General features: G+C 67.2%; 27 protein-coding genes. 23 read left to right on the forward strand and 4 right to left on the reverse strand.

The window, feature by feature from the left end; genetic code table 11:
- The first annotated feature begins 16 nt into the window (after positions 1–16).
- The 16 genes from rplN (at position 17) to rplQ (ending at position 9,307) form a co-directional block, all read left to right on the forward strand.
- A complete protein-coding gene (rplN, locus tag AC2YHT_RS10515) occupies positions 17–385 on the forward strand; it encodes a 50S ribosomal protein L14 (protein ID WP_058348440.1) in 369 nt (122 codons plus the stop codon).
- Positions 385–699: a 50S ribosomal protein L24 gene (rplX, locus tag AC2YHT_RS10520; RefSeq protein ID WP_110119916.1), complete on the forward strand. Its 315-nt coding sequence runs from the start codon at positions 385–387 to the stop codon at positions 697–699. The genes rplN and rplX overlap by 1 nt, the downstream gene beginning before the upstream one ends.
- Positions 692–1,249 carry a 50S ribosomal protein L5 gene (rplE, locus tag AC2YHT_RS10525; RefSeq protein WP_487289607.1) on the forward strand — a complete coding sequence of 186 codons (558 nt, stop codon included), beginning with the start codon at positions 692–694 and terminating at the stop codon, positions 1,247–1,249. The genes rplX and rplE overlap by 8 nt, the downstream gene beginning before the upstream one ends.
- A 22-nt stretch (positions 1,250–1,271) precedes the next feature.
- The gene (gene rpsN / locus AC2YHT_RS10530) at positions 1,272–1,577 is read left to right on the forward strand and encodes a 30S ribosomal protein S14 (RefSeq protein WP_110119918.1); all 306 of its coding nucleotides are present in this window, start codon (positions 1,272–1,274) and stop codon (positions 1,575–1,577) included.
- Positions 1,578–1,587: 10 nt separating this feature from the next.
- Complete coding sequence (gene rpsH / locus AC2YHT_RS10535; RefSeq protein ID WP_110119919.1) at positions 1,588–1,986, forward strand: 30S ribosomal protein S8; 399 nt, start codon at positions 1,588–1,590, stop codon at positions 1,984–1,986.
- Positions 1,987–2,004: 18 nt separating this feature from the next.
- Positions 2,005–2,538: a 50S ribosomal protein L6 gene (gene rplF / locus AC2YHT_RS10540; RefSeq protein WP_110119920.1), complete on the forward strand. Its 534-nt coding sequence runs from the start codon at positions 2,005–2,007 to the stop codon at positions 2,536–2,538.
- Positions 2,539–2,541: 3 nt separating this feature from the next.
- A complete protein-coding gene (gene rplR, locus AC2YHT_RS10545; RefSeq protein WP_487289608.1) occupies positions 2,542–2,892 on the forward strand; it encodes a 50S ribosomal protein L18 in 351 nt (116 codons plus the stop codon).
- 10 nt (positions 2,893–2,902) lie between these two features.
- Positions 2,903–3,508 (forward strand): 30S ribosomal protein S5, encoded by a 606-nt coding sequence (gene rpsE / locus AC2YHT_RS10550; RefSeq protein WP_110119922.1) that lies wholly within the window; start codon positions 2,903–2,905, stop codon positions 3,506–3,508.
- 3 nt (positions 3,509–3,511) lie between these two features.
- Positions 3,512–3,697: a 50S ribosomal protein L30 gene (rpmD, locus tag AC2YHT_RS10555; protein ID WP_099579521.1), complete on the forward strand. Its 186-nt coding sequence runs from the start codon at positions 3,512–3,514 to the stop codon at positions 3,695–3,697.
- 151 nt (positions 3,698–3,848) lie between these two features.
- On the forward strand, positions 3,849–4,334 hold the full coding sequence (rplO, locus tag AC2YHT_RS10560) for a 50S ribosomal protein L15 (RefSeq protein ID WP_110119923.1): 486 nt from the start codon (positions 3,849–3,851) through the stop codon (positions 4,332–4,334).
- Positions 4,335–4,617: 283 nt separating this feature from the next.
- Positions 4,618–5,973 (forward strand): preprotein translocase subunit SecY, encoded by a 1,356-nt coding sequence (gene secY / locus AC2YHT_RS10565; RefSeq protein WP_487289611.1) that lies wholly within the window; start codon positions 4,618–4,620, stop codon positions 5,971–5,973.
- Between the two features lie 120 nt (positions 5,974–6,093).
- Complete coding sequence (locus AC2YHT_RS10570; protein WP_487289613.1) at positions 6,094–6,663, forward strand: adenylate kinase; 570 nt, start codon at positions 6,094–6,096, stop codon at positions 6,661–6,663.
- 172 nt (positions 6,664–6,835) lie between these two features.
- Entirely contained in the window at positions 6,836–7,204 is a 369-nt protein-coding gene (gene rpsM / locus AC2YHT_RS10575) for a 30S ribosomal protein S13 (RefSeq protein WP_110119926.1), read from the forward strand.
- Between the two features lie 13 nt (positions 7,205–7,217).
- Positions 7,218–7,607 carry a 30S ribosomal protein S11 gene (gene rpsK / locus AC2YHT_RS10580; protein WP_058348453.1) on the forward strand — a complete coding sequence of 130 codons (390 nt, stop codon included), beginning with the start codon at positions 7,218–7,220 and terminating at the stop codon, positions 7,605–7,607.
- A 73-nt stretch (positions 7,608–7,680) separates the two neighbouring features.
- Positions 7,681–8,697 carry a DNA-directed RNA polymerase subunit alpha gene (locus tag AC2YHT_RS10585; RefSeq protein WP_101715822.1) on the forward strand — a complete coding sequence of 339 codons (1,017 nt, stop codon included), beginning with the start codon at positions 7,681–7,683 and terminating at the stop codon, positions 8,695–8,697.
- A gap of 196 nt (positions 8,698–8,893) precedes the next feature.
- The gene (gene rplQ, locus AC2YHT_RS10590; RefSeq protein ID WP_110119927.1) at positions 8,894–9,307 is read left to right on the forward strand and encodes a 50S ribosomal protein L17; all 414 of its coding nucleotides are present in this window, start codon (positions 8,894–8,896) and stop codon (positions 9,305–9,307) included.
- Between the two features lie 116 nt (positions 9,308–9,423).
- Here rplQ and AC2YHT_RS10595 read toward each other — a convergent pair whose 3' ends face one another.
- The 4 genes from AC2YHT_RS10595 to AC2YHT_RS10610 are packed head-to-tail and all read right to left on the reverse strand — an operon-like array spanning position 9,424 to position 12,049.
- Entirely contained in the window at positions 9,424–9,648 is a 225-nt protein-coding gene (locus tag AC2YHT_RS10595) for a hypothetical protein (RefSeq protein ID WP_487289615.1), read from the reverse strand.
- A gap of 58 nt (positions 9,649–9,706) precedes the next feature.
- A complete protein-coding gene (locus tag AC2YHT_RS10600; RefSeq protein ID WP_487289616.1) occupies positions 9,707–10,354 on the reverse strand; it encodes a hypothetical protein in 648 nt (215 codons plus the stop codon).
- A complete protein-coding gene (locus AC2YHT_RS10605; RefSeq protein WP_487289617.1) occupies positions 10,351–11,157 on the reverse strand; it encodes a DUF2705 family protein in 807 nt (268 codons plus the stop codon). Before AC2YHT_RS10605 ends, AC2YHT_RS10600 begins: the two co-directional genes overlap by 4 nt.
- Positions 11,147–12,049 (reverse strand): ABC transporter ATP-binding protein, encoded by a 903-nt coding sequence (locus AC2YHT_RS10610; RefSeq protein WP_487289618.1) that lies wholly within the window; start codon positions 12,047–12,049, stop codon positions 11,147–11,149. Before AC2YHT_RS10610 ends, AC2YHT_RS10605 begins: the two co-directional genes overlap by 11 nt.
- Positions 12,050–12,210: 161 nt before the next feature.
- Between AC2YHT_RS10610 and AC2YHT_RS10615 the strand changes: the two genes are divergently transcribed.
- From AC2YHT_RS10615 to AC2YHT_RS10645, 7 genes are all read left to right on the forward strand, one after another.
- Positions 12,211–13,470 (forward strand): alkaline phosphatase family protein, encoded by a 1,260-nt coding sequence (locus AC2YHT_RS10615; RefSeq protein WP_487289619.1) that lies wholly within the window; start codon positions 12,211–12,213, stop codon positions 13,468–13,470.
- Positions 13,471–13,569: 99 nt separating this feature from the next.
- On the forward strand, positions 13,570–14,013 hold the full coding sequence (locus tag AC2YHT_RS10620; protein WP_487289620.1) for a VOC family protein: 444 nt from the start codon (positions 13,570–13,572) through the stop codon (positions 14,011–14,013).
- On the forward strand, positions 14,010–14,351 hold the full coding sequence (locus AC2YHT_RS10625) for an MmcQ/YjbR family DNA-binding protein (RefSeq protein ID WP_487289621.1): 342 nt from the start codon (positions 14,010–14,012) through the stop codon (positions 14,349–14,351). Before AC2YHT_RS10620 ends, AC2YHT_RS10625 begins: the two co-directional genes overlap by 4 nt.
- The gene (locus tag AC2YHT_RS10630) at positions 14,348–14,668 is read left to right on the forward strand and encodes an ArsR/SmtB family transcription factor (protein ID WP_487289622.1); all 321 of its coding nucleotides are present in this window, start codon (positions 14,348–14,350) and stop codon (positions 14,666–14,668) included. The genes AC2YHT_RS10625 and AC2YHT_RS10630 overlap by 4 nt, the downstream gene beginning before the upstream one ends.
- Complete coding sequence (locus tag AC2YHT_RS10635) at positions 14,665–15,138, forward strand: SRPBCC domain-containing protein (protein ID WP_487289624.1); 474 nt, start codon at positions 14,665–14,667, stop codon at positions 15,136–15,138. Before AC2YHT_RS10630 ends, AC2YHT_RS10635 begins: the two co-directional genes overlap by 4 nt.
- Before the next feature lie 167 nt (positions 15,139–15,305).
- Positions 15,306–16,571 (forward strand): TCR/Tet family MFS transporter, encoded by a 1,266-nt coding sequence (locus tag AC2YHT_RS10640; RefSeq protein WP_487289626.1) that lies wholly within the window; start codon positions 15,306–15,308, stop codon positions 16,569–16,571.
- A gap of 101 nt (positions 16,572–16,672) precedes the next feature.
- Positions 16,673–18,103 (forward strand): Do family serine endopeptidase, encoded by a 1,431-nt coding sequence (locus AC2YHT_RS10645; RefSeq protein WP_487289627.1) that lies wholly within the window; start codon positions 16,673–16,675, stop codon positions 18,101–18,103.
- The last annotated feature ends 43 nt before the right edge of the window (positions 18,104–18,146 follow it).

The following is an 18,146-nucleotide window of genomic DNA, read 5'->3' on the forward strand; positions in this document are numbered from 1 at the left end:
CTGGAAGGTCTAAACCATGATCCAGATGCAAACTAACCTGGACGTCGCCGACAACTCTGGCGCTCGCCGGGTCATGTGCATCAAGGTGTTGGGCGGCGCAGGCCGTCGCTACGCCAGCGTTGGCGACGTCATCGTCGTCTCCGTGAAGGAAGCCATCCCGCGCGGTCGCGTGAAGAAGGGTGACGTTCTGCGCGCCGTCGTGGTTCGCGTGAACCAAGGCCTGAAGCGCAAAGACGGTTCGATGATCCGCTTCGACAAGAACGCGGCCGTCATCGTCAACAAGCAGAGCGAGCCGGTCGGCACGCGGATCTTCGGCCCGGTTCCTCGCGAACTGCGCGCCAAGAACCACATGAAGATCATCTCCCTCGCGCCGGAGGTGCTGTAATGGCTGCTAAGATCAAGAAGGGCGACCGCGTCGTCGTTCTGGCCGGCAAGGACAAGGGCAAGCAAGGCGCTGTGTCCCAGGTCCTGCCGAAGGAAAACCGGGTTGTCGTGGAGGGCGTGAACATGGTCGCCCGCCACACCAAGCCGACCCAAGCCGACCCCCAGGGCGGCATCAAGCACAAGGAAGCCGCGCTGCACGTCTCGAACGTCGCCATCGTGGATTCCAACGGCAAGCCCACCCGCGTCGGCTTCAAGATCGAAGGCGACAAGAAGGTGCGCGTCGCCAAGACGACCGGCGAGGTGATCAATGGCTGATCAAGCTTACGAGCCCCGGCTGAAGACCGTTTATCGCGAGCGCATCCGCGCCGCGATGAAGGAGCAGTTCGGCTACACCAACGAAATGCAGATCCCCAAGCTGGACAAGATCGTCCTGAACATGGGCGTCGGCGAGGCGGTGGCTGACTCCAAGAAGGTCCAGACGGCCATCAAGGATCTGACGGCTATCGCCGGTCAGAAGCCGGTCGCCACGAAGGCCCGCAAGTCCATCGCCGGCTTCAAGCTGCGCGAAGGCATGGTGGTCGGCGCCAAGGTGACCCTCCGCAAGGACCGGATGTTCGAATTCCTGGACCGCCTGGTCACGATCGCGCTGCCGCGCGTGAAGGACTTCCGCGGCCTGAACGGCAAGAGCTTCGACGGCCGTGGCAACTACGCCATGGGCCTGAAGGAGCACCTGGTGTTCCCGGAAATCAACTATGACCAGATCGAACAGATCTGGGGCATGGACATCATCGTCTGCACCACTGCGAAGTCCGACCAGGAAGCCAAGGCTCTCCTGAAGGAATTCCAGTTCCCGTTCGTCAACTAAGAGAGCGGGAAGGGAAAAGCACATGGCCAAGAAAAGCGCCGTCAACCGCAACGAAGCCGTCAAGGCTCTCGTCAAGCAACTCGCCGACAAGCGCGCCGCGCTGAAGGCGATCGCCAACGACGAGACCCTGCCGCTCGAAGAACGCTTCGAAGCTCGCCTGAAGCTCGCGAAGCTGCCCCGCTCGTCGTCGCCGGTTCGCATCCGCAACCGCTGCGAAGTCACGGGCCGCCCGCGCGCCTATTACCGCAAGCTGAAGATGAGCCGGGTTGCGCTCCGCGAGCTGGGCTCGCAGGGCCTGATCCCCGGTCTCGTCAAGTCGAGCTGGTGAGGACGATCATATGTCGATGAACGACCCCCTGAGCGACCTGATCGCTCGCATCAAGAACGCCGCCACGCGCAAGCGCTCCAAGGTCTCGACGCCGGCTTCCAAGCTGCGCGCCCGCGTCCTCGACGTGCTGGCCGACGAAGGCTACATCCGCGGCTACTCGCTCGTCGAGAAGCCCGGTGCGTTCCCCGAATTCGAGATCGAGCTCAAGTACTTCGACGGTGAGCCCGTGATCGCCGAGATCAGCCGCGTGTCCAAGCCTGGCCGTCGCGTCTATTCGTCGATCAAGGACCTCAAGCCGATCAAGAACGGCCTGGGCATCTCGATCCTTTCGACGCCGAAGGGCGTCATGTCGGACACCGCTGCTCGCGACGCTAACGTCGGCGGCGAAGTCCTCTGCCGCGTCTACTAGGCGCGGGAGGGAAAGAGCATGTCACGTATCGGTAAGAAAGCCGTCGCAATCCCCTCGGGCGTCACCCTGACGCTCGAAGGCCAGACGGTCACGGTGAAGGGCCCCAAGGGTCAGTCGTCGTGGACCATCGCCGACGAGATCGAGATCAAGCAAGAGGGCTCCGAGCTCTCGCTGACTCCTCGCGACGATACCAAGCGCGCCAAGGCGATGTGGGGCCTGTCCCGCACCCTGGTGGCCAACATGGTGCACGGCGTCACCGCCGGCTTCGAGGAAACCCTCGAGCTGGTCGGCGTCGGTTACCGCGCGGCCATGAAGGGCACCGCCCTGAGCCTCCAGCTCGGTTTCAGCCACGATGTGGACGTCCCGGCCCCGGCCGGCATCACGTTCGCCGTGCCGAAGCAAACCGAAATCAAGATCGCCGGCTCTGACAAGCAGGCGGTCGGCGAGATTGCCGCGAAGATCCGCCGCATTCGTCCGCCGGAGCCCTACAAGGGCAAGGGCGTGCGTTATGCTGGCGAGAAGGTTCGCCGCAAGGAAGGCAAGAAGAAGTAAGCCATGGCGCTCTCACCTCGCGAATCCGCCGTGCGTCGCGCTCAGCGCAACCGCACCCGTCTCAAGTCGCTGGCCAATGGCCGTCCGCGCTTGTCGGTCTTCCGTTCGTCCAAGAACATCTACGCCCAGGTCATCGATGATGAACGCGGCGTGACCCTGGCGTCGGCTTCCACTCTGGAAGCCGACAGCAAGGGCGCGGACAAGGACGCGGCCGCCGCCGTCGGCAAGCTCGTCGCCGAGCGCGCGATCGAAAAGGGCGTCAAGGACGTCGTCTTCGATCGTGGCGGCTACATCTTCCACGGACGGGTGAAAGCCCTGGCCGACGCCGCGCGCGAAGCCGGCCTGAACTTCTAAGGGAAACACAATGGCTCGTGGTGACCAACAGCGCGGTGAAGGCGGTCAACGCCGTGACCGTCGCGACCGCAACGCCCCCGAAGAGCGGGTCGACAGCGACATCGTCGAAAAGCTCGTTCACATCAACCGCGTCGCCGCCACCGTTAAGGGCGGCCGTCGCTTCAGCTTCGCCGCTCTGATGGTCGTTGGCGACCAAAAGGGCCGCGTCGGCTTCGGTCATGGCAAGGCGCGTGAAGTGCCGGAAGCCATCCGCAAGGCGACCGAAGAAGCCAAGAAGACCATGATCCGCGTCCCGCTCCGCGAGTCGCGCACCCTGCACCACGACGGCGCTGGCCGTTGGGGCGCTGGCAAGGTCATGATGCGCGCTGCCCCTCCGGGCACGGGCGTCATCGCCGGTGGTCCGATGCGCGCGGTTCTCGAAACCCTGGGCGTCCAGGACGTCGTGGCCAAGTCGACGGGTTCCTCGAACCCGTACAACATGGTTCGCGCCACGTTCGAGGCCCTGAAGGTTCAATCGTCGCCCCGCCAGATCGCCGCCAAGCGCGGCAAGAAGGTCGGCGACATCCTCGGCCGCCGCGCCGACGGAGCTTCGGCTCCGGACGCTATCGAGGGCTAAGTCATGGCTGAAGCTAAGCAAGTCACGGTCCGCCAAACCGGCAGCCCGATCCGTCGCGAAAAGGACCAGCGCGCCACGCTCGCCGGTCTGGGTCTCAACAAGCTGGGCCGCACGTCCACGCTGGAAGACACCCCGTCGGTCCGCGGCATGATCCGTAAGGTCGCGCACCTGCTGGAAATCGTCGAGTAAGTCTGTTACACGACGACCCAAGATCGCCACCCCGGTGAAAACCGGGGTGGCTTTCGTTTGAAGCTCCGTCTTCTCGGATGGGGTTTCGCCAAGAATTTCAACGCCGAGTCCGGCCAGGCGGCCGGGCGCAGATCTCCAAGGAGAGGCACATATGACCAAGCTGAACGATCTGGCTCCGGCCCCCGGCTCCACCAAGGGCCGCATGCGCGTCGGCCGCGGCCCGGGTTCGGGCAAGGGCAAGACCGGCGGTCGCGGTGTGAAGGGCCAGAAGGCGCGCTCGGGCGTCGCCATCAACGGCTTCGAAGGCGGTCAAATGCCGCTGCACATGCGGATGCCGAAGCGCGGCTTCAACAACCCCTTCCGTCTCGAGTTCGCTGAAGTGAACCTGTGGCGCCTGGAACAAGCCGTCGAAGCCGGCAAGCTGAAGGCCGGCGCCGAGCTGGACGCGGCCGCTCTGATCGCCGCCGGCGTCATCCGTCGCGAACTCGACGGAGTGAAGCTGCTGGGCAAGGGCGAGATCAAGACCGCCCTGAAGCTGACCGTCTACTCGGCCACCGACGCCGCCATCAAGGCCGTGGAAGCGGCTGGTGGTTCGGTCACCGTGACCAAGAAGGCCAAGGCGCAAGCCGAAGCCTAAGACCACAGTGTCATCCCGGGCGGTCTTGTCGGATCGCGCGGGAGCCCAGGCGGGGAGGGGCGTTCGCGCACCAGTCCGCCATAAAGCCCCATCGGGATGACGTTCTTTCGAGGCTCGCCGTGACATCACGGCGAGCCTCACCTATGTGTGGCTCCGCACTGGGGCCTACGCCCAGCGACCGGCGATTCCTCCGGCGCTTCGGCCAGGCCCCGTCCAATACTTGGAGCGCGCTCCGCGTCCGTCGCTGAAGACGGCCGGTCGCGTTCTCGTCGTGGGGAATTGAATGGCCTCGGCCGCCGAACAGCTCGCAGCCAATATGAACTTCGGGTCCTTCCAGAAGGCCACCGAACTTCACAAGCGCATCTGGTTTACGCTCATCGCCCTGGTGGTCTACCGCCTGGGCACCTACGTGCCGATCCCGGGCATCAATCCGGACGCCTTCGCCAGCGCCTTCGCCGGCCAGTCGAAGGGCATCCTGGGCATGTTCAACATGTTCTCGGGCGGCGCCGTCGAGCGGATGGCGATCTTCTCGCTGAACGTGATGCCCTACATCAGCGCCTCGATCATCGTGCAGCTGATGGGCTCGGTGTATCCGCCGTGGGAGAAGCTGAAGAAGGAAGGCGGCGAAGCCGGCCGCAAGACCCTGAACCAGTACACCCGCTACCTGGCGGTGATCCTGGCCCTGGTGCAGTCGTTCTCGATCGCCGTCGGCCTGCAGAGCCAGCCGAACCTGGTCTATTCCGACCTGCCGGGCTGGTTCTTCGTCCTGTCGACCGTGGTCTCGCTGACCGGCGGCACCCTGTTCCTGATGTGGCTGGGCGAGCAGATCACCAGCCGCGGCGTGGGTAACGGCGTGTCCCTGATCATCTTCGCCGGCATCGTCGCGGCTCTGCCGCGCGGCCTTGGCCAGCTGTTCGTGACCGCCCAGAACACCGGCAACTACTTCCCGCTCCTGGTGATCTTCGTGCTCGCCGTGGCGGTGATCTTCGCCATCGTGTTCATGGAGCGCTCGCAGCGCCGCCTGCTCGTGCACTATCCCAAGCGCCAGCAGGGCAACCGCATGGTCGGGGGCGACAGCTCGTTCCTGCCGCTGAAGATCAACACCGCGGGCGTCATCCCGCCGATCTTCGCCTCGTCGCTGCTGCTGCTGCCGACGACCGCCATGCAGTTCCTTAACCCGGCCAACCTGCCCAGCTGGGGCCAGTGGCTGCCGTCCGTGGTCGGCGCCATGCAGCACGGTCAGCCGCTGTTCATGCTCTGCTACGCGGGCCTGATCATCTTCTTCTCGTTCTTCTACACCTCGGTGGTGTTCAATCCGGACGAGACGGCCGAGAACCTGCGCAAGTACGGCGGCTTCCTGCCGGGCATCCGTCCGGGCAAGCGCACCGCCGAATATCTCGACTATGTGCTGACCCGCCTGACGGTGATCGGCGCGGCCTACATCACGGCCGTTTGCCTGTTCCCCGAGATCCTGATGGGCGCTCTTGGCAACAAGAACTTCGCCCTCGGCGGCACCTCGATCCTGATCGTCGTGACGGTGACCATGGACACCGTCGCCCAGATCCAGTCCCACCTGCTGGCGCACCAGTACGAGGGCCTGATCAAGAAGTCGAAGCTGCGGGGCGGCCGCGGTCGCTGACGCAGGTGTGAAACCGTCGGAAGCCGGATTGTGACAATCCGGCTTCCGTTTTCTTTGTACGCATTCTAGGTCTGACCAAGAGAGGGCGTCAGACCCTGGGAAACGCGTAAAGGGGCTTATATGAACTTGATCCTGTTTGGCCCTCCCGGGGCGGGCAAGGGCACCCAGGCCAAGCGATTGGTCGAACAGCGCGGCATGGTCCAGCTTTCGACCGGCGACATGCTGCGCGCCGCCATCGCCTCGGGCTCCGAGCTCGGCCTGAAGGTCAAGGACGTGCTGGACCGCGGCGACCTGGTCACCGACGAAATCGTCATCGCTCTGATCGAAGAGCGCCTGCCCGAGGCCGAGGCCGCCGGCGGCGCGATCTTCGACGGCTTCCCGCGCACGGTCGCTCAGGCCGAGGCTCTGGACGTGATGCTGGCCAAGCGTGGCCAGAAGATCGACTCCGTCGTGCGACTCGAAGTAGACGAGCCAGCCTTGATCGAGCGGATCACCAAGCGATACGCGGAGCAGGGGCGGTCTGACGACAACCCCGAAACCTTCGTGAACCGTCTGGCCCGCTACAACGCCGACACCGCGCCGCTGCTGCCGTACTATCGTGCGCAGAACAAGCTGGTGGCGGTCGACGGCATGGGGACCGTGGAAGCGGTCGCCGGAGCGATCGACACGGCCCTTTCGGTCGTGGCGTGACTTTTAACGGAATCCGTTCCCTGAACGGATTCCGCCATTGACGGATGCGCAACTATCCCTATAACGGGGCGCTTCCGCGAAAGGGCGCGATCTGTGCGCGTCGGTCTGGGTCTTCGGATCGGGCCGAGCGCGCCGTTCGCGTCTTTGGTGCGTGACTAGGAGAACATTAGACGTGGCCCGTATCGCAGGCGTCAACATCCCGACGAACAAGCGCGTTGTCATCGCGCTTCAGTACATTCACGGCATCGGCCCGAAGTCCGCTCGTGACATCGTCACGAAAGTGGGCATCGAGGACGCCCGTCGCGTCAATCAATTGACCGACGCGGAAGTCCTGCAGATCCGCGAGACGATCGACCGTGAGTTCACCGTGGAAGGCGACCTCCGTCGCGAAAACTCGATGAACATCAAGCGTCTGATGGACCTGGCCTGCTACCGCGGCCTGCGTCACCGTAAGGGCCTGCCGGTCCGCGGCCAGCGCACCCACACGAACGCCCGCACCCGCAAGGGTCCGGCCAAGCCGATCGCCGGCAAGAAGAAGTAAGGTAGCCTGACCGATGGCCAAGGAACCGGGTCGCGTTAAAAAGCGCGAACGCAAAAACATCACCTCGGGCGTGGCGCACGTGAACGCCTCGTTCAACAACACCATGATCACCATCACCGACGCCCAGGGGAACACCATCTCCTGGTCGAGCGCCGGCATGATGGGCTTCAAGGGCTCGCGCAAGTCGACCCCGTACGCCGCTCAGATGGCCGCCGAAGACGCGGGCAAGAAGGCTGCGGAACACGGCGTGAAGACCCTGGAAGTGAACGTCTCGGGTCCGGGTTCGGGTCGTGAGTCGGCTCTGCGCGCTCTGCAGGCCGTCGGCATGACCATCACGACGATCCGCGACGTCACGCCGATCCCGCACAACGGCTGCCGTCCGCCCAAGCGTCGTCGCGTCTAGTATTTTTTAGATCCAATTCTCCTTCGCCGGCTGCGTGAAACGCGGCCGGCGAGTCGCGTTCAAGGGACACCACGTGATCGAAAGAAACTGGAACGAGCTGATCCGTCCTGAGAAGCCGCAGATCGAAACCGGCGCCGACGCCAGCCGCAAGGCCCGCATCGTCGCCGAACCGCTCGAGCGCGGTTTCGGTGTGACGCTCGGCAACGCCCTGCGTCGCGTTCTTCTCTCGTCGCTGCAAGGCGCCGCCGTCACCGCCATCCAGATCGATGGCGTGGTGCACGAGTTCTCCTCGCTCGAGGGCGTTCGTGAAGACGTCGTCGACATCGTTCTGAACATCAAGCAACTCGCCGTGCGCATGCACGCCGAGGGCCCCAAGCGCATGACCCTGCGCGCCTCGGGCGCCGGTCCGGTCACCGCTGGCCAGATCGAAACCCCGGCCGACATCGAGATCCTCAACCCCGACCACGTGCTCTGCACGCTGGACGAGGGCGGCTCGGTGCGCATGGAATTCACGGTCAACACCGGCAAGGGCTATGTCCCGGCCGACCAGAACCGTCCGGAAGACGCGCCGATCGGCCTGATCGCCGTCGACGCCCTGTACTCGCCGGTGAAGCGCGTGGCCTACAAGGTCGAGCCGACCCGCGAAGGCCAGCGCCTGGACCGTGACAAGCTGACCCTGGAAGTCGAGACCAACGGCGCCGTCACTCCGGTGGACGCCGTGGCCTACGCCGCCCGCATCCTGCAGGACCAACTGCAGATCTTCATCACCTTCGAAGAGCCCAAGGCCAAGGCCGCAGACGAGTCGAAGCCCGAGCTGCCGTTCAACCCGGCCCTGCTCAAGAAGGTCGACGAGCTGGAACTGTCGGTCCGTTCGGCCAACTGCCTGAAGAACGACAACATCGTCTACATCGGCGACCTGATCCAGAAGACCGAAGCCGAGATGCTCCGCACCCCGAACTTCGGCCGCAAGTCGCTGAACGAGATCAAGGAAGTTCTCGCCGGCATGGGTCTGCACCTCGGCATGGACGTGCCGAACTGGCCGCCGGAAAACATCGAAGACCTGGCCAAGAAGTTCGACGACCAGATCTAAGACACTATCGCGCTGAATCCGGGCCGCTCTTTGTCCTCCATGAGGTCGAAGGGCGGCCTGGGCCTTTTGAAGCCGCTCTGCGGTGGAGGGCCCCGGCGCTTCGTTGTGACCCGGCCGGGAGGCGAGCTGGGACTGGTGACAATCGGCGCCGACCTCTAGGCGCCGCTGCGGGCTTGAATGCCCAGGAGATAAGACAATGCGTCACGGTTACGCCCACCGCAAACTCGGCCGCACCTCGGCTCACCGCACCGCCATGTTCGCCAACATGTCGGCCTCGCTGATCAAGCACGAGCAGATCGTCACCACCCTGCCGAAGGCCAAGGAACTGCGTCCGATCGTCGAAAAGCTGGTCACCCTGGCCAAGCGCGGCGACCTGCACGCTCGTCGTCAGGCCATCAGCTCGGTTCGCGACGTCGAACAAGTCGGCAAGCTCTTCGCCGTGCTCGGCCCGCGCTACAAGGACCGTCAAGGCGGCTACATCCGCGTCCTGAAGGCCGGCTTCCGCTACGGCGACAACGCCCCGATGGCCGTCATCGAGTTCGTCGATCGCGACGTCTCGGAAAAGGGCAAGGACTCGGGTCCGGTCTACGTCAACGAAGCCGAAGACTAAGAGATCTCGGCCTCACAGGCTGAAACGAAAAGGCCCCGGAGCGATCCGGGGCCTTTTTGCTGTTTGGGGCGGGCAGGAGCGGCGTCTATGCATTCGGACGTGGGCGGCTTGATCCTTTAGTCGCCCTCCATAGCCGTCCGGTCGCCGACGGGCTCGTATTCGTCTTCGCTGAGCCAGAACCTCGCCTCTTGGTAAGACGAGGCGACATGTACGATGCTCTGCTCCTTGGGATCGAAAATCTCAAAGACGTTCGGACGGGCGCCGCCGAGCAACATGAGAAGGTAGGGCGGCTGCAGCTCCCGGTCCGCCCAAACCTCGAACCAAGCTTCGTCGGTTTCCATATCCAAACCCATTCAAGGCCGGTTTCGTGATCCGAGAGGGCCGGGGCCCCTTGGGGCCTCAACGGCTGACGATGATCCCATCGAACTCCGGCAGGGCCAGGGTCAGCTTCTCGCGCGTGAAGGCGCTGGCGGTCAGCGGGCCGTGCACGGTTCCCGGCCCGTCCTTGGCCGCCTCCACGTAGTAGAAGCGCGGCGTCTCGTCGGGCAGGTCGCGACGGGCGATGACGACATAGCGATCGTTGCCGCCGTACTGGTCGATGCGCGGTCCCAGCACCGTCTCGCAGGTCAGGGCGTCTCGCTCCCAGCACAGGCTCAGGTGCTCGCCCTTGGCGTCCGAGGCCAGGCGATATCGCCCGGCGACGGTCTCGTAGGTCCCGTTGAATAGCGTCCAGCCCGAATTGCCGGCCCCGCGAACATAGCGGACGTCGGCGGTCCGCCAGTCACGATAGAGCCGGCTGGTCTCGCGGCAGAGCGCGACATCGGTGACCGAGGTGAGGCGGCAAGGGGCCTGACGCCAGGCGCTCGGCGTGGGTGGGGGCTGCACTTCAAAGCCCATGGCTTCTTCCTTGGCCATCGCCTGAAAGACGGCGGCCGCGAAGGCCTGCTTCTGCTGGGCTTCCGACAGGACGAAGTCCGGCTCGCGCGACGGCGCGCTCGCGCAGCCGGCCAGGGCCGCCACGGTCAGGACAATGAGAGCCGCCCTCATTCGCGCGTCAGATCCTGCCGCTGGAACAGCGCCAGCGCCGCCGCCGAGAGGCCGACCGCCCAGGCCAGCAGGAAGGCCAGGGCCTTGGCCCAGGGCAGGGGCTCGTCGACCACGCTGCGGTCCTGCAGCAGCGCCGTTTTCAGCAGGTCGCCCGAGAAGGCCGGCAGCAGCAGGGCCTTCAGGCTCGGCTCGTGCATCCAGGCAGCGACCATCGACTGGGCGGCGGCGAACACCAAGCCGACGATCAGCGCCCCCATGGTCGAGCGCGTGGCCACGCCCACCAGGGCCACCAGGGCGACCAGCACCACCAGCTGCAGCCAGCTGATCGCGAAGGTCCCGGCCAGGTCGGTCAGCGCCTCGCCGCGATAGGCCACGAAGACCCCGCCGCTGGTCGCCGCGCTGAACAGGCCGCCCAGGGCCGCCGCCAGGGCGTAGAGCACCAGGCTGACCGCCACCGCGATCGCCGCCGTCGCCAGCTTGGCCAGCAGCAGGTTGACCCGGCCGTTGCGCGGGGTCAGCAGGCGCCAGGTCTCCCAGCGATAGTCGCCGGCCAGCACGGCCGCCGACAGGATCAGCACGAACAGCCCCATGACCGGCGAGGCGCCGCCGGCCAGGGCCTTGACCATCCGTCCCACCAGATCGACCGGAATGGGCGGCGCGCCCTTCATCAGCCGGCGGGCGAACAGCTCGCCGCCGATGGTCAGCACCAGGCCGGCGATGGGCGCGAACAGCACGCCCCAGAACACCGTGCCGCGGTCCTTCAGAAGCCGGAAGCGCTCGGCGGCGAGGGCGTCAACGAGCATCGGCCGGCTCCTTGGCTTGCAGGATGTCGAGATAGGCGCTTTCCAGGTCGGCCTCGCGCCAGCGGGCCTCGTGGATGTCGACGCCGGCGCCGACCAGGGCGCGGATCAGGGCAGGGGCCTCGCCGCGCTCGATCTGGGCCAGAACGGCGTCGGGGCCATCGGCGCGGCCCTGGTCGCCCAGCACCTCCAGCACCTGGGCTACGGGGCTGGCGACCAGGCGCAGGGCGGGCTTGCGGCCGGCCAGGGTTTCGACTGGACCTTCGGCGACCAGCTTGCCCTTCGACAGGATCGCCACCCGGTCGCAGACCCGGCGCACCTCGTCCAGCTGGTGGCTGGCCAGAATGATGGTCGCGCCTTCCTCGGCCGCCAGGCGGCGGATAAGTTCGCGGATCTCCTGGATGCCGGCCGGGTCCATGCCGCTGGTCGGCTCGTCGAGGATGGCCAGCGACGGGCGGGTGAAGAACACCGCCGCCAGGCCCAGCCGCTGCTTCATGCCCACCGAGAAGGTCGAGGTCTTGCGGTCGGCGGCCTCGGCCAGGCCCACGCGTTCCAGCCAGCCGCCGATGTCGGCGTCGGCGGCGCCGCTCTGCAGGGCCAGCATCTTCAGGGCGTCGCGGGCGGTCAGGTAGGGCGGATAGCGCGGCGTCTCGATCATCGCGCCCACCTGGCGCAGCGACGAGGCGTGGCCGGCCGGCGCGCCCGACAGCCGGGCGACGCCCGAGGTCGGCCGCACCAGGCCCATGGCGATGCGGAAGAGGGTGCTCTTGCCCGCGCCGTTGGGACCCAGCACGCCGAACACGCCGCCGGCGGGGATCTTCAGGGTCAGGTCGTCCAGCGCCCGTACGGCGCCGTAGGTCTTGGTCAGCCCCTCGGCCTCCAGCGCGAAACTCATGCGGCGCGGTCCCGGCTCGGCGGCATCGGCGACTCTCCCTTATGAACTTGGCGCGACTATGGGCGCGGAAACGCCGGTCGGCCAAGTTGTTTGGCGCCAGCAATACGAATTGTCGCCAAGCTGTTCTATAGGGGCGGAAGTCTTCGCTTCAGGGCCTGGCCATGACCGTGCTTTCCCGTTTCGCCGCACTTCTGGCGATCGTTGTTCTTTCCGGCTGCGCCACCGCGCCCCGCCAGGCGGCGCAGGCGCCGCCGCCCAAGTCCGCCCTGACCATCCTGGTCTCGATCGACGGCTTCCGGGCCGACTATCTCGACCGCGGCGACACCCCGGCCATGAAGGCCCTGGCCGACGGCGGCGTGCGGGCGGCCATGCGGCCCTCGTTTCCGTCGCTGACCTTCCCCAACCACTACGCCCTGGTCACCGGCATGCGCCCCGACCACAACGGCATCGTCAGCAACACCATGGAGGACCCGGAGATCCCGGGCGTCACCTTCACCCTCTCCAACCACGACGCCGTCACCGACACCCGCTGGTGGAGCATGGCCACGCCGATCTGGTCCACGGCCGAGAAACAGGGCGTGCGCGCCGGCACCATGTTCTGGCCCGGTTCGGAAGCGCAGATCGCCGGCGTGCGGCCGACCAAGTGGGCTGTGTTCGACCAGAAGAAGCCGTCCAACGACCGCGTGGACACCCTGCTGTCGTGGCTGGACGAGACCAAGGACGCGCCGCTGGGCCTGGCCACCCTCTATTTCGACATCGTCGACAGCGCCGGCCACAAGTACGGCCCGGACTCGGCCGAGGTCCGCAAGGCCTCGGCCGATGTCGACGTCGCCATCGCCCGCCTGGTCGAGGGGCTGAAGGCCCGCGGCCTCTACGACCGCACCAACCTGATCATCGTCGCCGACCACGGCATGGCCCCGCTGCCGGCCAGCCAGCGCGTGGTGCTGGACGACAGCGTCGACCTCGCCAAGCTGCGCTACGTGGGCCTCGGCGCCATCGCCAGCATCTATCCCAAGGCCGGCGAGGAGGCCGCGGTGACAGCCGCCCTGGTCAAGCCGCACCCGCACATGAGCTGCTGGGAAAAGGCCAAGATCCCGGCCCGCCTGCACTACGGAACCAACCGCCGCATCGGCCCGATCGTCTGCTCGGCGCAGACCGGCTGGTACATCACCACCGCCGCCTCGCAGAAGAAGCGCGAGGGCGAGGGCGGCGAGATGCGCGACGGCGGGGCCCACGGCTACGACAACGCCGACCCGCTGATGCAGGCGGTGTTCATCGCCAGCGGTCCATCCTTCAAGTCGGGCAAGACCCTGCCGGTGTTCGACAATGTCGACGTCTACCCGCTGCTGGCCAGGGTGATCGGCGTGAAGCCGGAAAAGGTCGACGGCGAACTGGCCCCGGTGAAGGCCGCGCTGCGCTGATCGAAAGGCAAGGGCGGGTCGGAAGGCTCGCCCTTTTCTCTTGCCCAGATAATTGCGTTATGCGTTAAATATTGCGTCCCAACGCAATAGGAGGCGCGCATGGCCCGCCTGACCTCGGCCCTCTGCTACAAGGATCCCAAGGCCGCCCTCAAATGGCTGGAGGCCGCGTTCGGCTTCGAGCTGGTGCTGCTGATCGAAGACGGCGAGGGCAATCTCGCGCACTCGCAGATGACGTTCGGCGAGGCCCACGTGATGGTCGGCAACGAGTGGAGCGCCGACCACGCCAGCCCCGCCTCGCTGGGCGGCAAGAACACCCAGACGGTGCACATTCATATCGACGAGGACGTCGACGCCCACTGCCAGCGCGCCCGCGCCGCCGGGGCCGAGATCCTTGCCGAGCCCGAGACCCAGTTCTACGGCGACCGCACCTATCGCTGTCGCGACTCCGAGGGCCACATCTGGACCGTGGGCCAGACCGTCCAGGCCGTCACCCGCGAGGAGGCCGAGGCCGCCACCGGACTGAAGATCCAGGGCTGGGCGTGAGCCCCGACGACTTCCGTCGTCTCGCCTTGGCCCTGCCTGGCGTGGTCGAGGGCGCGCACATGGGTACGACCGACTTCCGCGTCGGCCGCATCTTCGCCACCCTCGGCTATCCCGACGCCCGCCATGGCATGGTGCAGTTGACGCCCGACCTGCAGGCGATGCTGGTCGCCGCCGAGCCGGCCGCCTTCGTCCCGGTGAAAGGCGGCTGGGGCCTGAAGGGATCGACCAATGTCGTGCTCGAGGCCATCGACGAGCCGACCCTGAAGAGCGCCCTGGAGCAGGCCTGGCGGCTGAAGGCCGGCAAGCGCCTGATCGCCGAACTGGATGCGGCCCGGTGAGCATCGACCGCACCCTGGCGGCCCTGGCCGACCCGCACCGCCGCCGCACGGTCGAGCTGCTGGCCGACGGCCCGCGCCGGGCCGGCGAACTGGCCGACGCCCTGGGCCTGTCCCCCCCGGCCATGAGCCGTCACCTGCGCACGCTGCGGCAGGCGGAGCTGGTCGAGGAGAGCCATCCGCCGTTCGACGCCCGGGTGCGGGTCTACGCCCTGAAGCCCCAGCCGATGGCCGAGCTCAAGGCCTGGGCCGCCGCGGCCGAGGCTCTGTGGAGCGACCAGCTCCTGGCGCTGAAGGCTCACCTGGAGACGGAAGGGTGAGCGCCCGCATCCTCGTGGCCCTGCGCATCAAGGCTGCGCCCGCCCGGGTGTTCGACGCCTTCGTCGGCGAGATCGGCGCCTGGTGGCGGCCCAATCCGCTGTTCTCGTTCACCCCGCGCTCGCCCGGCGTACTGGCCTTCGAGGGGCAAGGGGAGGGCGCGCGCCTGGTCGAGCGCCTGGCCTCGGGCAAGGCCTTCGAGATCGGCCGGGTACGGGTCTGGGCGCCGGGCGAGCGGCTGGTGTTCGGCTGGCGCCAGGCGGCCTTCGCCGCCGGCATGGACACCGAGGTCGAGGTCCGCTTCGAACCCGTCGGGGAAGAGACCCGCGTCACCGTCGAGCACCGCGGCTGGGAGACCGTGCCCGCCGAGCACGTGGCCCGCCATGGTTTTCCGGATCAGCTGTTCCTGCTGCGTCACGGCCAGTGGTGGACGGGGCTGCTGGAGGGGCTGGCTGGGCATATCCACCCGTAAAATCCCCGCGAAAGCGGGGACCCAGGCTTTTTCTGAAACGCGTGGCGCTCGACGACAAAACACCTGGGTCCCCGCTTTCGCGGGGATTTTACGGAGAGAAGACCGGGGCTTCAGCCCTTGCCGACTATCCGCCAAGCGGTCAAAGATCCCGCCCCTCGGGAGGTCCCATGTCCGAACCCATCGCCCATCCGGCCCGCAAGGCGGCCCTGGGTTTCATCTTCGTCACCGCCCTGATGGACGTGCTGTCGCTGGGACTGATGATTCCGGTGCTGCCCAGCCTGGTGAAGTCCATGGCCGGCGGGCGCACCGACGACGCGGCCCAATGGACCGCCGCCTTCGGCATGGTCTGGGGCGTGATGCAGTTCGTCTGCTCGCCGATCCTGGGCATGCTGTCCGACCGCTACGGCCGCCGGCCGGTGATCCTGATCTCGATCTTCGGACTGGGGATCGACTACATCTTCATGGCCCTGGCCCCGACCCTGTGGTGGCTGTTCCTCGGCCGGATCATCCACGGGGCCACGGCGGCCAGCTTCTCGGCGGCGGGCGCCTATATCGCCGACGTCACGCCCGAGAAGGGCCGGGCCAAGGCCTTCGGCCTGATCGGCGCGGCCTGGAGCGCGGGCTTCATCGTCGGCCCGGCGCTGGGCGGGCTGCTGGGCAAGATCGACCTGCACCTGCCGTTCTGGGTGGCGGCCGGCATGGCGCTGCTGAACTGGCTCTACGGCCTGCTGGTGCTGCCGGAGTCCCTGCCGCCCGAGCGCCGCGTGGCCCGCTTCGACTGGACCAAGGCCAATCCCGTCGGCTCGCTGAAGCTGCTGGGCTCGCATCCCGACCTGCCGCGCCTGGGCGTGGTCAGCTTCCTGATGCAGCTGGCCCACAACGCCTATCCCAGCATCTTCGTGCTCTACACCGGCTATCGCTACGGCTGGGACACCGCCCAGATCGGCCTGCTGATGATGCTGTCGGGCGTGCTGGGCGTCATCGTCCAGGCCGTGCTGATCGGGCCGATCGTCGATCGCCTGAAGGAGCGCGGGGCGGTGATCGCGGGCCTGGTGTGCTTCGTCGTCTCGTTCGGGATCTTCGCCTTCGCCCCGACCGGCTGGATCTTCGCCTCGGGCCTGGCCGTCAGCGCCTTCTCGGCCCTGATCCAGCCTGGCCTGATGGGCATGATGACCAAGCGCGTCGGTCCCAGCGAGCAGGGCCAGCTGCAGGGCGCCAACTCGGCCATCATGGGCCTGACCGCCATCGTCGGGCCGGTGCTCTACGGCCTGACCCTGGCCTTCGCCGTGCGTCACGAGCAGACCCTGCACCTGCCGGGCCTGCCGCTGGTCATCGCCGGCCTGCTGGCCCTGGGCGGTCTGGCCGTGATCCTGCGCACCCGCCGCGCCCGTCCGCTGGCGGTCGGGGAACCCGGCCTTGATCCCGCGCGCTGAAGGCCTTGAATGCGCCCGAAACCTTCGCTGTTTAGGGATGAACAAACGCGTCCGCTCGCCTTTCGGGCGGTCGCGTCCTGAAGACTGACGGAGTCACCGACTTGTCCAAGCCCGCCCTTCGCGTCCTGATCCCGACCCTGGCCCTCCTGGCCGCCTGCTCGGATCCGGCCTCGCGCAGCCAGGCCCAGTCCATCCCCGACCTCGCCCAGCCGACCCGCAAGTCGCCGACCGATCCGGTGTCGATGAAGGCCTCCTTCGCCCCGGTGGTGAAGAAGACGGCCCCGGCCATCGTCAACGTCGCCAGCCGCCGCGTCGTGCGCCAGCAGGCCGATCCGTTCTGGGACTTCTTCATGGGCGGCCGCGGCGGCGCGCCCCGCTCGCAGGTGCAGGGCTCGCTCGGCTCGGGCGCCATCGTCCGCGCCGACGGGGTGATCATCACCAACCACCACAACATCGAGAACATGAGCGACATCACCGTGCAACTCGCCGACCGGCGCGAGTTCCCGGCCACGGTGCTGCTCGACGACCCGCGCTCGGACCTCGCCGTCCTGAAGATCGACACCAAGGGCGAGCGCCTGCCCACCATCGCCATCGACGACCAGGAGCAGCTCGAGGTCGGCGACCTCGTTTTGGCCATGGGCAACCCGTTCGGCGTCGGCCAGACCGTCACCAACGGCATCGTCTCGGCCCTGGCCCGCACCGATGTCGGCGCGGCCGAGTTCGGCAGCTACATCCAGACCGACGCGGCCATCAACCCCGGCAACTCAGGCGGCCCGCTGGTCGATATGGACGGCGACCTGATCGGGGTGAATACCTTCATCATCTCGCGCTCGGGCTCGTCCAGCGGCGTCGGCTTCGCCATTCCGGCCGCCGTGGTGCGCCAGGTGGTCTCGACCGCCCTCGGCGGCGCCCACAGCGTCGTGCGGCCCTGGCTGGGCGTGCGCGGCCAGCCGGTCACCGGTGAGATCGCCAAGGGCCTGGGCATGTCCACCCCGCGCGGCGTGCTGATCTCCGACGTCTATCCCGGCGCCTCGGCCGACAAGGGCGGCGTCAAGGAAGGCGACGTCATCCTGTCGATCGACGGCCAGCCGGTGAACGACGAGGGCGGCGGCGCCTTCGCCATCGGCACCCACAAGATCGGCGACCGCGTGCCGGTGGTCGTCCGCCGCGGCGACCGCGAGCAGACCCTGACCGTCCGCGCCGAGGCCGCGCCCGAGATCCCGGCCAAGGACGAGCGCACCCTGACCGGCCGCAACCCCTTCGAGGGCGCAACGGTGATGAACCTGTCGCCGGCCGCCGCCCAGGACGTCGGCGCCGACGCCTTCTCCGGCAAGGGCGTGCTGGTCACCAAGGTCGGCCAGGGCTTCGCGCTGAACGCCGGCCTGCGTCCGGGCGACTTCGTGCGCGAGGTCAACGGCAAGGCCGTCAACACCACCGCCGACCTGGCCGCCGCCATCCGCAACGAGACGGCCACCTGGACCGTCGTCATCGAGCGGGGCGGCCAGCGCATCTCGGCCCGCTTCCGCACCTGATCCGGCCGCGACCCTCTCCCTTCGGGGAGAGGGTTTCCGCTGA

Source organism: Caulobacter sp. SRI_008 (assembly GCF_057586355.1).

What these genes read in the sequence shown, in the direction of transcription:
- rpsE (WP_110119922.1), top strand. Translation starts at nt 2,903, where the DNA reads ATGGCTCGTGGTGACCAACAGCGCGGTGAAGGCGGTCAACGCCGTGAC.
- rplQ (WP_110119927.1), top strand. Translation starts at nt 8,894, where the DNA reads ATGCGTCACGGTTACGCCCACCGCAAACTCGGCCGCACCTCGGCTCAC.
- rpsH (WP_110119919.1), top strand. Translation starts at nt 1,588, where the DNA reads ATGTCGATGAACGACCCCCTGAGCGACCTGATCGCTCGCATCAAGAAC.
- AC2YHT_RS10600 (WP_487289616.1), bottom strand. Translation starts at nt 10,354, where the DNA reads ATGAGGGCGGCTCTCATTGTCCTGACCGTGGCGGCCCTGGCCGGCTGC.
- rplN (WP_058348440.1), top strand. Translation starts at nt 17, where the DNA reads ATGATCCAGATGCAAACTAACCTGGACGTCGCCGACAACTCTGGCGCT.
- rplR (WP_487289608.1), top strand. Translation starts at nt 2,542, where the DNA reads ATGGCGCTCTCACCTCGCGAATCCGCCGTGCGTCGCGCTCAGCGCAAC.
- AC2YHT_RS10595 (WP_487289615.1), bottom strand. Translation starts at nt 9,648, where the DNA reads ATGGAAACCGACGAAGCTTGGTTCGAGGTTTGGGCGGACCGGGAGCTG.
- AC2YHT_RS10570 (WP_487289613.1), top strand. Translation starts at nt 6,094, where the DNA reads ATGAACTTGATCCTGTTTGGCCCTCCCGGGGCGGGCAAGGGCACCCAG.
- AC2YHT_RS10640 (WP_487289626.1), top strand. Translation starts at nt 15,306, where the DNA reads ATGTCCGAACCCATCGCCCATCCGGCCCGCAAGGCGGCCCTGGGTTTC.
- AC2YHT_RS10605 (WP_487289617.1), bottom strand. Translation starts at nt 11,157, where the DNA reads ATGCTCGTTGACGCCCTCGCCGCCGAGCGCTTCCGGCTTCTGAAGGAC.
- rplF (WP_110119920.1), top strand. Translation starts at nt 2,005, where the DNA reads ATGTCACGTATCGGTAAGAAAGCCGTCGCAATCCCCTCGGGCGTCACC.
- rplO (WP_110119923.1), top strand. Translation starts at nt 3,849, where the DNA reads ATGACCAAGCTGAACGATCTGGCTCCGGCCCCCGGCTCCACCAAGGGC.
- AC2YHT_RS10620 (WP_487289620.1), top strand. Translation starts at nt 13,570, where the DNA reads ATGGCCCGCCTGACCTCGGCCCTCTGCTACAAGGATCCCAAGGCCGCC.
- rpsN (WP_110119918.1), top strand. Translation starts at nt 1,272, where the DNA reads ATGGCCAAGAAAAGCGCCGTCAACCGCAACGAAGCCGTCAAGGCTCTC.
- secY (WP_487289611.1), top strand. Translation starts at nt 4,618, where the DNA reads ATGGCCTCGGCCGCCGAACAGCTCGCAGCCAATATGAACTTCGGGTCC.
- AC2YHT_RS10610 (WP_487289618.1), bottom strand. Translation starts at nt 12,049, where the DNA reads ATGAGTTTCGCGCTGGAGGCCGAGGGGCTGACCAAGACCTACGGCGCC.
- rplE (WP_487289607.1), top strand. Translation starts at nt 692, where the DNA reads ATGGCTGATCAAGCTTACGAGCCCCGGCTGAAGACCGTTTATCGCGAG.
- rpmD (WP_099579521.1), top strand. Translation starts at nt 3,512, where the DNA reads ATGGCTGAAGCTAAGCAAGTCACGGTCCGCCAAACCGGCAGCCCGATC.
- rpsK (WP_058348453.1), top strand. Translation starts at nt 7,218, where the DNA reads ATGGCCAAGGAACCGGGTCGCGTTAAAAAGCGCGAACGCAAAAACATC.
- rplX (WP_110119916.1), top strand. Translation starts at nt 385, where the DNA reads ATGGCTGCTAAGATCAAGAAGGGCGACCGCGTCGTCGTTCTGGCCGGC.
- AC2YHT_RS10615 (WP_487289619.1), top strand. Translation starts at nt 12,211, where the DNA reads ATGACCGTGCTTTCCCGTTTCGCCGCACTTCTGGCGATCGTTGTTCTT.